Source organism: Rhodopseudomonas sp. NSM, assembly GCF_052445935.1.
GTDB lineage: Bacteria > Pseudomonadota > Alphaproteobacteria > Rhizobiales > Xanthobacteraceae > Rhodopseudomonas.
In genome coordinates, this window is the sequence record NZ_JBQTCH010000003.1 from 352,533 (window position 1) to 364,420 (window position 11,888).

The 11,888-nt window shown below is 67.0% G+C and carries 9 protein-coding genes; 7 read left to right on the forward strand and 2 right to left on the reverse strand.

Annotated elements, in window-relative coordinates:
* Window positions 1-69: 69 nt before the first annotated feature.
* From ACTZWT_RS10000 to ACTZWT_RS10025, 6 genes are all read left to right on the forward strand, one after another.
* The gene (locus ACTZWT_RS10000; RefSeq protein ID WP_444769520.1) at window positions 70-1,476 is read left to right on the forward strand and encodes a M20/M25/M40 family metallo-hydrolase; all 1,407 of its coding nucleotides are present in this window, start codon (window positions 70-72) and stop codon (window positions 1,474-1,476) included.
* 356 nt (window positions 1,477-1,832) lie between these two features.
* Window positions 1,833-4,118, forward strand: coding sequence for a TonB-dependent siderophore receptor (locus tag ACTZWT_RS10005; protein WP_444769892.1), 2,286 nt, complete (start codon window positions 1,833-1,835; stop codon window positions 4,116-4,118).
* 257 nt (window positions 4,119-4,375) lie between these two features.
* The gene (locus ACTZWT_RS10010) at window positions 4,376-5,098 is read left to right on the forward strand and encodes a DUF4198 domain-containing protein (RefSeq protein ID WP_444769521.1); all 723 of its coding nucleotides are present in this window, start codon (window positions 4,376-4,378) and stop codon (window positions 5,096-5,098) included.
* A complete protein-coding gene (locus ACTZWT_RS10015; RefSeq protein WP_444769522.1) occupies window positions 5,095-5,376 on the forward strand; it encodes a DUF3649 domain-containing protein in 282 nt (93 codons plus the stop codon). The genes ACTZWT_RS10010 and ACTZWT_RS10015 overlap by 4 nt, the downstream gene beginning before the upstream one ends.
* A 67-nt stretch (window positions 5,377-5,443) precedes the next feature.
* Complete coding sequence (locus tag ACTZWT_RS10020) at window positions 5,444-7,021, forward strand: PepSY-associated TM helix domain-containing protein (protein ID WP_444769893.1); 1,578 nt, start codon at window positions 5,444-5,446, stop codon at window positions 7,019-7,021.
* A complete protein-coding gene (locus ACTZWT_RS10025) occupies window positions 7,018-7,314 on the forward strand; it encodes a DUF3325 domain-containing protein (RefSeq protein ID WP_444769523.1) in 297 nt (98 codons plus the stop codon). Before ACTZWT_RS10020 ends, ACTZWT_RS10025 begins: the two co-directional genes overlap by 4 nt.
* 49 nt (window positions 7,315-7,363) lie before the next feature.
* Here ACTZWT_RS10025 and ACTZWT_RS10030 read toward each other — a convergent pair whose 3' ends face one another.
* Both ACTZWT_RS10030 and ACTZWT_RS10035 read right to left on the reverse strand, forming a co-directional pair.
* Window positions 7,364-9,328 (reverse strand): methyl-accepting chemotaxis protein, encoded by a 1,965-nt coding sequence (locus ACTZWT_RS10030; protein ID WP_444769524.1) that lies wholly within the window; start codon window positions 9,326-9,328, stop codon window positions 7,364-7,366.
* Between the two features lie 390 nt (window positions 9,329-9,718).
* Entirely contained in the window at window positions 9,719-10,498 is a 780-nt protein-coding gene (locus ACTZWT_RS10035; protein WP_444769525.1) for a class II aldolase/adducin family protein, read from the reverse strand.
* 285 nt (window positions 10,499-10,783) lie between these two features.
* Here ACTZWT_RS10035 and ACTZWT_RS10040 point away from each other — a divergent pair, with 285 nt between their 5' ends.
* Window positions 10,784-11,710 (forward strand): hypothetical protein, encoded by a 927-nt coding sequence (locus ACTZWT_RS10040; protein ID WP_444769526.1) that lies wholly within the window; start codon window positions 10,784-10,786, stop codon window positions 11,708-11,710.
* Window positions 11,711-11,888 lie beyond the last annotated feature (178 nt).

The window sequence follows — 11,888 nt, forward strand, 5'->3', positions numbered from 1 at the left end:
CACGAGTCGTTGATACCACGTGCCCGATGTCGCTCGCCTGTCGCGCGAGACACGCAAGGAAAAGCCACCATGTCCGTCGCTTCGCAGACCCAGGCCGCGCTCGCGCGCGCCGATGCCGATTTCGAGGCCGCGCTGGCGCGGCTGTTCGCGCTGCTGCGGATCAAGTCGATCTCGGCCGATCCGGCTTACGCCGCGGACTGCAAGGCGGCGGCCGAGCATCTGTGCGCCGACATCGCCTCGCTCGGCTTCGACGCCGAGGTGCGGCCGACCGCGGGGCATCCGGCGATCGTCGCCAAGGCTAAAGGCAACACCGGCGCGCGGCCGCACGCGCTGTTCTACGGGCACTACGACGTGCAGCCGGTCGACCCGCTGGAGCTGTGGCACCGGCCGCCGTTCGAGCCGGCGATCGCCGAACATGCCGACGGCCGCAAGATCATCGTGGCGCGCGGCGCGCAGGACGACAAGGGCCAGCTCTCGACCTTCGTCGAGGCCTGCCGCGCCTGGAAGGCCGCGACCGGCGAATTGCCGATCGACCTCACCATCGTGATCGAAGGTGAAGAAGAAGTCGGCTCGAAGAATTTCGTGGCGTTCCTCGAGGCCAACAAGAACGATCTCGCCGCCGATTTCGCGCTGGTCTGCGACACCGGGATGTGGGACCCGAATACGCCGGCGATCACCACCGCGCTGCGCGGCCTCGTCTACGAAGAGGTGAAGATCAAGGCCGCCAACCGCGACCTGCATTCCGGCATCTATGGCGGCGGCGCGCAGAATCCGATCCGAGTGCTGACGCGGATTCTCGGCGGGCTGCACGACGAGCACGGCCGCATCACCATTCCGGGCTTCTACGACGGCGTGAAGGATCTGCCGCCGGAGATCCTCGAACAGTGGAAGGGGCTGGGGCTGACGGCCGAGACGTTCCTCAAGCCGATCGGGCTGTCGCTGCCGGCCGGCGAGGACGACAGGCTGCTGATCGAACAGATCTCGTCGCGGCCGACCTGCGACATCAACGGCATCGTCGGCGGCTACACCGGCGAGGGCTCCAAGACGGTGATCGCCGCGGAGGCCTCGGCGAAGGTCTCGTTCCGGATCGTCGAAGGGCAGGACCCGGCGAAGATCCGCGATGCGTTCCGCGCCTACGTCACCGCGCGGCTGCCGGCGGATTGCAGCGCCGAGTTCCTCGATCACTCCAACGCGCCGGCGATCGCGCTCGACTGGACCATGAAGCCGCTGGCGGCGGCGAAGCAGGCGCTGACGCAGGAATGGGGCAAGGACGCGCTGCTGATCGGCTCCGGCGCGTCGATTCCCATCGTGGCGGATTTCAAGCGCACGCTCGGCGTCGACACGCTGCTGGTCGGCTTCGGACTCGACGACGACAACATCCATTCGCCCAACGAGAAGTACGATCTGCGCAGCTTCCAGAAGGGCATCCGCTCCTGGGTGCGGATTCTCGGCGCGCTCGCCGAGGCGCCGAAATAAAACCCCTCCCGCGTCACAACGTCACCTCGCTTTACGCGAGTTACCGTTCGTCCCGTGTCGGCAAGCGCGCAATGCTGGACATTTTCTAATCTCGTGGACAGTGAGTTCCCGGATTCGTCCGGCCTGTGCAAACGGCGATGACGCCTCGCCGACCCACGCATTTGCTAACATTTCGTTGAAGCGATCCGTCGCGGCCGCGACGTCCGCGCGTCGCCGAGACTCGACTGGATTCGTTCTAAGTTCTGCGGTTCACGGCGCAGCAGCGCGCAAGCGTAAAGTCATTCTAAATCGCATCGATTGTCTCACCATCCTCATTCCCCTAGTCACGGATCGACTACGTGAACTGGGGGCGTCAGGTGAGTTACTTCAAGAACAGCAAGAATCGTTGGTGTGTCGGCGTGGCGACGAGCGTCGTGTCGATGTGCCTGACTGGTGCGGGGATCTCGGAAGGCCGCGCACAGAGCACGGAACCGCGGGTGCTGCCGCCGGTGTCGGTCGATGCGCCGCAACAGCGCGCACGCGCCACTCGCGTTACGCCGCAGCGCGCCGCTGCGCCGCGCGCTGCGCGGGTGACGCCGCGACAGACCGCCGAGCGGCCGCCGGCCCCGGTGGCGCCGCCGACCATGGGCACCACGCGCGCGATCGGCGCGCCGGCGCCGGCCTATGCGGGCGGGCAGGTGGCGCAGGGCGGCACGCTCGGCCTGCTCGGCTCCACCAGCGCGATGAACACGCCGTTCTCGGTGGTGAACTTCACCTCGCAACTGATCGAGAACCAACAGGCGCGCACCGCCGCCGACACGCTGATCAACGATTCCTCGGTGCGCACCACGACCGGTGCAAACGGCTTCGACGACACCTTCCAGATCCGCGGCTTCCCCGTCGCCGCCACCGACGTCGGTCTCAACGGGTTGTATGGCCTCGCTTCGTCGCAGCGCGTGCCGGCGCAGATCATCGAGCGGATCGAGCTGCTCAAGGGGCCCGGTGCATTGATCAACGGCATCGCGCCCGGCAACAGCATCGGCGGCGGCATCAACGTCGTCACCAAGCGCGCCACGGAGACCGATTTTGCGCGGCTGACGCCGTTCTTCATGAGCGCGGCCAGTTACGGCCTGCATCTGGAGACCAGCCGGCGCTTCGGCGCCAACAAGGAGTGGGGCGTCCGTTTCAACGGCGTCGGCCGCAATGGCGAGGCCTCGATCGACGACGGCAATTTCCGCAGCGGTCTCGGCGCGCTGGCGATCGACTATCGCGGTGAGCGCTTCCGCTGGACGCTCGACGCGTTCTCGCAGAACGACGACACCGACAATTTCCGTCCGCAGGTCAGCCTGTCGTCGATCGGCAACGTCATTCCGGCGGCGCCGGACGCGCGCAGCAACTGGTACCCCGGCACGAAGCTGCGGCAGAAGGACAACACCGTCGCCACCGCGGCGGAATACGACCTGACCGACTGGCTGACCGCCTATGCCGGCGTCGGTTATCGCGAGGGCTCGAACTACCAGACCTTCCCGTCCTCGGCGACGGCGGTCGACGCGCTCGGCAACTTCACGGTGCAGAACAACTATTACGATTCCTACAGCAAGACGGTGAGCGGCAATGTCGGCTTCCGCTCGCAGTTCGACACCGGCTTCATCGGCCACAAGCTGAACTTCGTCTACTCCGGCTATCAGCAGGAATACGGCTACGCCTATATCATCGGCAACAGGGCGGCGTCGAACATCTACAATCCGTCGCCGCTGCCGAGCATCACCGCGGCCCGGACCGCGCCGCAGCACTCGGCCGACACCACGCTGCAGAGCGTGGCGGTGGTCGACACGATGTCGTTCCTGAACGAGTCCGTGCTGCTGACCGCCGGCGTCCGCCAGCAGAACGTCAAGCAGGACAGCTTCAGCATCACCACGGGCGCGCTCACCAGCGGCTACGACGCCAGCGCGACGTCGCCGCTCGCCGGCATCGTCGTCAAGCCGTGGCACAACGTGTCGCTGTACGCCAACTACGCCGAAGGTCTCAGCCAGGGCACGATCGTCACCGGCACCTTTGCTAACACCGGCACGGTGCTGGCGCCGTACAAGTCGAAGCAGCAGGAAGCCGGCATCAAGGTCGACTGGGGACTGATCACCACCACCGCAGCGGTGTTCGAGATCACCCGTCCGAGCCTGATCACCACGGCGTCTAACGAGCGGCTGTACGACGGCGAGCAGCGCAATCGCGGCGTCGAGCTGAACGCCTATGGCCTAATCCTGCCGAACCTGCGCGGCATGGTCAGTGCGACCTTCGTCAAGCCCGAGCTGACCAATCCGAGCATCGCCTCGCAACGCGGCAACGACGCTGCCGGCGTGCCGGACAAGACGTTCTCGGCGAGCCTCGACTGGGATACGCCGTGGGTGCAGGGTCTCGCGCTCAACGGCCGCGTGATCTACACCGGCAGCTCCTATCTCACGACCGCCAACACGGTGAAGTTCCCGGACTGGACCCGGCTCGACATCGGCGCGCGCTACACCACGACGGCGCTCACCGGCAAGCCCGTCACGTTCCGCGCCAATATCGAGAACGTCACCGGCGAGAACTACTGGCTGACCACCGGCACCTACGTCACCGTCGGCGCGCCGCGCACCTACATCCTCTCCGCCGCGTTCGATTTCTGAGCGGAGGCAACAACGCGTCGTCCCCGCGCAGGCGGGGACCCATACCCCCTGGCTTCTCGACCGAAGGAAGGTCTCTGCTGCCGGAGTTCAACCGAGAGGCTGCGGCGTATGGGTCCCCGCCTGCGCGGGGACGACATGCGGACAAGCGGTGCCCAAGTCGCTCACCGGCGCCGCGCCGAGCGATGTGCATTTCCGCCGAGAGGCGAGGATGCGTTGGATTTGGTCGAGCGATGCAATGAAACCCGAAGGTATCTGACATGAACAAGCTCTCTTTCGCGATGCTGGCCCTGCTCGGCGCGATGAATTCCGCGCAGGCGCACCAGATCTGGATCGAGCAGGCCGACGGGCAGAATGCGATCGTCCGCTTCGGCGAGTTCGGCGACAATCTGCGCGAAGCCTCGCCCGGATTGCTCGACAAGTTCAGCAAGCCGACCGCGACGCTGGTCTCCGCCAAGGGCGAGCAGACCGTCGACGCCGCCAAGACCGCGACCGGCTTCACGCTGCCGTTCGCCGCCAAGGCGGGCGAGGGCATCGTCGCCGAGGATGCGAACTACCCGCTCTACACCTGGAAGCAGCAGGACAAGGAGGTCCGCAACTGGTTTCACCCGGCCGCGCGGCTGATCACCGGCTTCGCCGCGCTCGAGCCGAAGCTCGCGCTCGACCTGGTGCCGACCGGCAAGACCGGGGAATTCAAACTCGTCTTCAAGGGGCAGCCGAAGCCGAAGGCCAAGGTGACGCTGACGACGCAATCCGGCTGGTCCAAGGAAGCCCACACCGACGCGCAGGGCCTCGTCAATTTCGAGATGCCGTGGCAGGGCGTCTATGTCGCCGAGGTCAGCTACGCCGATCGCACGCCGGGCGAGCGGGCGGGTGAGAAATACGACGCCGTCAGCTACGCTACCACGCTGACCTATGTGAAGGCCGACGGCCTGCCGCCGATCCCCGCGGGCCCGGCGGCGACGCCGGCCGCGCCGAAATGACAGCGCTGCTGCGGCGGGCGCGGACCACCGGCCCGATCGTCTCGCGGATCGTCGCAGCCTTGCTCGGCGGCTACGCGCTGGCGGCGCTGTTCAGCGTCGCCGTGCTGGCGCTGCCGATCAGCAGGCCGCAGGCGGTGCTCACCGGCCAGCTCGCCAGCTTCGCGATCTACACCGGCGCGGTGATCTGGGTGTTCGCGGTGCGCAGCGCGCTGAAAGCCTGGATCGGGCTTCTCATCGTCGCCGCGACGCTGGCGCCGCTGGCGTGGTCTGTCTCCTGACGAACAAGGACCGCGCGTGAAGCCGGACAACGATCAGCGCGTGGCGGGCCGGGGCATCCGGCAGAGCATGTCGGGCCTGCACACCTGGGCCGGGCTGCTGCTCGGCTGGGTGCTGTATGCGATGTTCCTCACCGGCACGGTGTCGTACTTCAAGGACGAGCTGTCGCAATGGATGCGGCCCGAGGCGCCGCGCCTGGTGCAGCTTCCGGATCAGGCGGCGGTCGCCAAGCGCGTCGCCGACGAAATCGGCGTGATCGCGCCCGGCACCACGCAATGGAGCCTGCAGCTCCCCGACGCGCGCCACAACAGCGTCTATGCGTTCTGGCGCACGTCGGCGCGTGGCCCGGGTCAGCGCGGCTTCGACGACGGCCATTTCGATCCGGCCACCGGGCACAAGATCGCGGCGCGCGGCACGCTCGGCGGCGACTTCTTCTATCGCTTCCACTTCCAGTTCTACTACATGCCGCCGCTGTGGGGCCGGTGGCTCGCCGGCATCGCCGCGATGTTCATGCTGGTCGCGATCATCGCCGGCGTCATCACCCACAAGAAGATCTTCACCGACTTCTTCACCTTCCGCTGGGGCAAGGGACAGCGCTCGTGGCTCGACGCGCACAATGCGCTGTCGGTGTTCGGGCTGCCGTTCCATCTGATGATCACCTATACCGGGCTGGTGACGCTGATGGCGCTGTACATGCCGTGGGGCGACCGTGCGGCGTTCAAGACCCCGGCCGAGCGCCAGCAATTGACGGCGCAACTCAGTGCGTTCCTCCCGCCCGGCAAGCCGAGCGGCGAGAAGGCGCCGCTGGCCTCGATCGAGGACATGGTGCGGCAGGCGCAGCAGCGCTGGGGCAGCGACCATGTCGGGCGCGTCAACGCCACCCATGCGGGCGACGCGGCGGCGCGCGTGGCGGTGACGCGCGGCGACGTCGGTCGCGTGTCGATGAGTCCGCAGTATATGGAATTCGACGGCGTCACCGGCAAATTGCTGGCGGTGCACGACAGCTTCGGCGCGGCGGCGGAGACGCGCGGCGTGCTCTATGCGCTGCATCTCGGCCGCTTCAGCGACATCGAAACGCGCTGGCTGTACTTCATCGTCAGCCTGATGGGCACCGCGATGGTCGGCACCGGGCTGGTGATGTGGATCGTCAAGCGGCGCGCCAGGCTGCCCGATCCGGAGCGGCCGTATTTCGGCTTCCGCCTCGTCGAGCGGCTCAACATCGCCAGCATCGCCGGGCTGTCGATCGCGATGACGGCGTATCTGTGGGGCAACAGGCTGCTGCCGCATCCGCTGGAGGCGCGGGCGCAGCTCGAGGTCCATCTGTTCTTCGCGGTGTGGGCGCTGACGCTGCTGCACGCCCTGCTGCGGCCGGCAAAGGCGGCCTGGATCGAGCAATTGTGGGCGGCCACGGCGCTGCTGGCGCTGCTGCCGGTGCTCAACGCGCTGACCACGCAGCGGCCGCTGTGGCGCAGCCTGGCCGAGGGCGACTGGGTGTTCGCCGGCGTCGAGCTGATGTGCTGGGCGCTGGCGGCTTTGCACGCCGTGCTGGCGATGCGCGCGGCGCGGCAACCCGCGGGCGTTCAAACCGGGCGCAAGGCCGGCCGGCGCGCGCCGGTCGCGGTGGCGTCCGGCGAGGCCGCGGAATGATGCACGCGCTCGCCTTCGCTCTGTGCCTCGCCGGCTTCGTTGCGCTGGCGCTGGCCACGCGCCGCCAGCAGCACGAGGTGATCGGCCGCTCGCTGCCGCGCGGCCCGGTGCGCGGGCTGCGCATCGCCGGCGCTGCCGCGCTGATGCTCGCGCTCGGCGTTCTCGTCGGCTGGCAGGGCTGGGGACTTGGGCTGGTGATGTTCAGCGGCCATACCACGCTGGCGGCGGCGATCGTGTATTGCGCGCTGATCGGGCGTGTGCGGATGGCGGCGCGGAAGGCGGGGCAGCGGTGACCGACGCGTAGTGCCCGGGCGGACGCTGTCCGCTCGGCGCGAATACGCGCTACGCCGAGCGAACCGAGACGAGGAATTCGGCGACCTGGCGCCGCAGCGCGTTGCTGTCGCTGGACAGCGATGTCGCCGCAGCGAACACCTCGCGGGATGCGATCCCGACGATTTCGGCGCCGCGCTGAACGCCTTCGATGCTGGTCCCGACCTGGGTGGTTTCGTCGGCGGCCTTCTTGACGTTGCCGGAGATCGCCCGGGTCTCGTGGCCCTGCCGTTCGATCGCCGCGGCGATCGTCGCGATGGTTTCGGAGATGCGCCCGATCGTGCCGACGATCTGTTCGATCGAGCCGGCCGATGATCTGGTCGCCTGCTGGATGTCCGCCACCTGCCGCTGGATATCCTGGGTCGCCTTCGCGGTCTGCTCGGCGAGGGCTTTGACTTCGAACGCGACGACGGCGAAGCCGCGACCGGCGTCGCCGGCGCGGGCGGCTTCGATGGTGGCGTTCAGGGCCAGAAGATTGGTCTGCCTGGCGATCGATTCGATGATGCCGACGATGTCGCCGATGCGATCGCCGGCGCGCGCGAGTTGCAGCACGTGCGCGTTGGTCTGCCGGGTCTGCTGCACCGCCTCGTCGGTGATCCTGGTGGACTCGACGATCCGCTGGCCGATGTCGTCGACCGAGACCAGCAGATGCTCGGCCGAAGCCGCGACCGTGCGCACATAGGCACTGACGTCGGACGAGACGGCCGCGGTCGCGATGGTGAGCTGCCGGGAGGATTCGGCGGTCTCGGTCAACGAGCCGGCCGAGGTTTCGAGCGAGGAGGACGCCTGGAACACCGTCTCGATCACCTTGCCGACGGCGACCTCGAATTCGTCGGCGAGCGTGTTCATCTCGGTCTTGCGCCGCTCCGCTTCGATCTGCTGTCGCGCCAGCGTCGCATCGGCCTCCGCGAGGGCGGCCTGTTTCGAGCCGACCTTGAAGGTTTCCACGGCGCGCGCCATGGCGCCGATTTCATCGTTGCGATGCAGCCCCGGCAGCACCGCGTCGAAGTCTCCGGCGGCGAGCCGCTGCATCGCGGCGGTGGTCCGCGCGATCGAGCCGGCGATGCGCTGCCCGACCAGCAGGGCGACCAGCCCCATCGCCAGGGTGACCCCGCCGACGATCCATTCCAGCAGCGCCTTGACGCGCACCGCGCTCGCCTGCGACGCCTGATAGCGCTGCTCCGCCGTCCTGATCAGCGCGTCCAGCGTCGGACGGTTGCGGGCGAAGACGGAGGCGAAATCCTCGATCTCCTCGTTCAGGCTCTGCTGGCTGACCATGAAGGCGAGGAAACTGGATTTGTAGGCCGCGATCAACGTGGCGAGCTCTTTCTTCCGGTCCGCCGGAAGCGCGCCGGCCTTCAGCGTGTCGGCGAAGTCCGACGCCCGCTCGATCAGATCGTCGCCGTATTTCTCGCTGCCCTTCTGGATGAAGTCCTTCTCGAGCCGCCGCATGGTCAGCATCAGCACCGACAGCCGGGGATCGTCGACCTCGGCGAGCGCGGCTTCGATGTTTCGGGTCGCGTCGCGCAGTCTGCCTTGCAGCCCCTCGGCCTCGGTCAGCCCCAGCACCCGTTTCGCCGACATCAGATTCTGAAAGCGGGTGAGATACAGGTTCAGCCCGGTGAGCAATGCGGCCGACTGCTTGGCGGCCTCGTCGCCGGCGGCCTCGCTGAGACTGCGTTCGATCTCCTGCAGCCGCTGCCTGGCAGCCCCGGCGACGACGTCGTGCTGCGCGATCAGCTTTTCGTCCGATCTGCGAAGGAAATCGTTGGCGATCAAGCCGGCCTGCAGATAGTCGGATGACAACTGCATGACATTGAAGCGTAGCATGACGCTCGCCTCGGATTGTTGCTCGGATTGCGCTGCGTAGCGCAGCCCGACGAGGCAGGCCGTGCCGACCAGCGCGACGCCGGTCAATCCCAGCAATGCGATCTGAATTCTGAGGCCGATCCTGATGCGACCGAACAGCGACTTCAATTGAATTTTCAAGACGGAAAACGACAGACGCATCAAGTGACCGGGAATTGTTGACGAATTCTGCGAACGCTGTGGTTTCGCGCGATCGTCACTCGTTAGTTCGAGTGGCGGCGCCACCAATGGTCGGCAGAAAACAAAATTCGGTAAACACACAATGCTGACTTGTCGGAAACAGGATCGATATGATGCGAACTGATGAGTGCCGCGCGGTGCATCGTCTGCACGCACGAGGCGGTGATGAAACAAGCGGCGAAATAATTACGTCATCGTCCTGTCATCTATCTCGACGCGACGCCGCCCAACGCAAAAACGCCGCCCGGAATTGGGCGGCGTTTGTCTTCAATCGCGTAGAGGGGTGTGACCAAAGTCTACATCAGATGCGCTGCGATTTCAATTGCGGTAGCTCGGGTCCATGCGGTCGAGCTTGCGTAGCAGCGGCGGCCAGACCAGCTTGGTGGAGCGCAGCTCCATCGCGTCCTGATTGGCGATCAGCGTGTGGTTCTTGTCGATCACGACGTTCTCGACCGGATAGGCGGTCGGGCCCAGCATCCTTGTGCGGACCTGCATCGTGCAGGCGCGCTCGAGGTGATACATCCGCTCGAACGCCGAGGCGACCGAGCGGCCGACGGTGAGGGTGCCGTGATTGCGCAGCAGCATGTGGTTCTTCTTGCCGAGGTCGCGCTGCAGCCGTGGGCGCTCGTCGTGATCGAGCGCGACGCCTTCGTAGTCGTGATAGGCGAGGTCGCCGGTGACGAAATGCGCGGTCTGGTTCAAGGGCAGCAGGCCCTCCATGCAGCTCGCCACCGCGGTGCCGTCCGCGGTGTGCAGATGCATCACGCAGCCGGCGTCCTCGCGGACCTCGTGGACCGCCGAATGGATGGTGAAGCCGGCCGGGTTGATCTTGTACTGGCTCTGGGTGAGCTGGTTGCCGTCGAGGTCGACCTTGACCAGGCTGGAGGCGGTGATCTCGTCGAACATCAGGCCGTAGGGATTGATCAGGAAGTGATGCTCCGGCCCCGGAACCCGCGCCGAGATGTGGGTGTCGACCAGATCGTCCCAGCCGTAATAGGCGACCAGGCGATAGCAGGCGGCGAGATTGACCCGCTGCTCCCACTCGGCCTCCGTCATATCCGACGGGACTTCTCTCAGGCGTGCTTCCGCTGGCGACATGGCGTTCCCTCTGGTTGCTCGACGATCTTGTTGCCGGCGAGGTTAGTCGTGCGAATGCTTCGCAGCAAGTCGCGGCACGCGCAGCAGTCATGATTTGGCGGCGCCGGCGAACCCGGACGGGCAGGGCCTGGAACGGCCCTCGGCCCGCTCGCGGGCGGCGAAATCGTCCGAAACCACACCCAACAAGTTGTTTGCAAGCCGGAACGGCGATTGCCGTTGCGGTTCATATGACGTTATCGTGCCACAGGCGACCGCCGCGCGAGCTGCGGCGGACGGGAGTTTGGGATGATTTTTCTGCTGGTGGCCGGAATTGGCTTCCTGTTGGCCGGCCTGGTGTCGATCGTGTTCGGCGTGCCGGTCAAGGAATTCAGCTTCGGCAATACCCTGATCATGTCGGGCGTCATCGGTGGCTGCACCGGCGCGATTCTGCTCGGCCTGTATGCCGTCTTGCGCGAAATGCGGGCGCTGGGAGCCGGGGACGAGGCTGCGGCGGAGCGGATTCCGGGCGAGCGCGCGCCGGCGAAGCTGCGGCCATTGTTCCCGCCGCCGCCGGCGTCGTCCAGTCCGGCCGACGGCCAGGACGGCCCGCTGTTTGCCGGCGATCGTTCCGGGCCCGAACTGGAGACGCCACCGGCCCCGCCGCCGGAAGCGGGCCGGGCCGCCTCGATGCCGTGGCAGGACGAAGCGTCGACGCGGGACCGACTCCGCCCGCGCCTGCGCGAGCCGGTCGCGGCACCGCCGCCGCCCGAGGACGAATCGACGCCCAAGAAGCGGAACCTGCTGTTCTCGAGTTCGCGGAAAGAGCGCGAGCGCGCCGCCGCCCGGTCGGGCGGCACGGCCGAGGCCGACGGCGCTTCGGCCGGGCCCGCGGCCGCACCGCCGGCTTTCCCGCCGCGGACCTTCGAGGAGGCCTGGCCGGAATCCGAGCGGCCGCGCGGCGACGCCGGTGTGCGCCGGAGCCGGCCGCCGGTCGGCGACGACGACGGGCAGGAGCCGCCGATCGGCGTGCCGGAACGCCCGGCCTTGCCGGAACGTTCGCCGCCGCCGCGCAGCGAGGAGATGACCGAGGTGACGGTGCTCAAATCGGGCGTCGTCGATGGCATGGCCTATTCGCTGTATTCCGACGGCTCGATCGAGGCGCAGATGCCCGAAGGCATGATGAGGTTCGCCTCGATCGACGAACTGCGCGAGCATCTCGACCAGCGCGCGTAAGCTGTTGGTCTACCTTGCGTCGGCTGAACGGCGCGAAATAAAGTCCTGGCCAGCCAAGTCTCTGGGCAATTCTTCTCCCGGCAATTGTTCTCCCGGCAATTCTTCTCCCGGCAAGTCTTCGTTGCGTTTCGAACGCAGCGTTCCGATCATCGTCGAGCAAACCGACAAGATTCGACTG

What these genes read in the sequence shown, in the direction of transcription:
- ACTZWT_RS10000 (WP_444769520.1), top strand. Translation starts at nt 70, where the DNA reads ATGTCCGTCGCTTCGCAGACCCAGGCCGCGCTCGCGCGCGCCGATGCC.
- ACTZWT_RS10010 (WP_444769521.1), top strand. Translation starts at nt 4,376, where the DNA reads ATGAACAAGCTCTCTTTCGCGATGCTGGCCCTGCTCGGCGCGATGAAT.
- ACTZWT_RS10015 (WP_444769522.1), top strand. Translation starts at nt 5,095, where the DNA reads ATGACAGCGCTGCTGCGGCGGGCGCGGACCACCGGCCCGATCGTCTCG.
- ACTZWT_RS10020 (WP_444769893.1), top strand. Translation starts at nt 5,444, where the DNA reads ATGTCGGGCCTGCACACCTGGGCCGGGCTGCTGCTCGGCTGGGTGCTG.
- ACTZWT_RS10025 (WP_444769523.1), top strand. Translation starts at nt 7,018, where the DNA reads ATGATGCACGCGCTCGCCTTCGCTCTGTGCCTCGCCGGCTTCGTTGCG.
- ACTZWT_RS10035 (WP_444769525.1), bottom strand. Translation starts at nt 10,498, where the DNA reads ATGTCGCCAGCGGAAGCACGCCTGAGAGAAGTCCCGTCGGATATGACG.
- ACTZWT_RS10040 (WP_444769526.1), top strand. Translation starts at nt 10,784, where the DNA reads ATGATTTTTCTGCTGGTGGCCGGAATTGGCTTCCTGTTGGCCGGCCTG.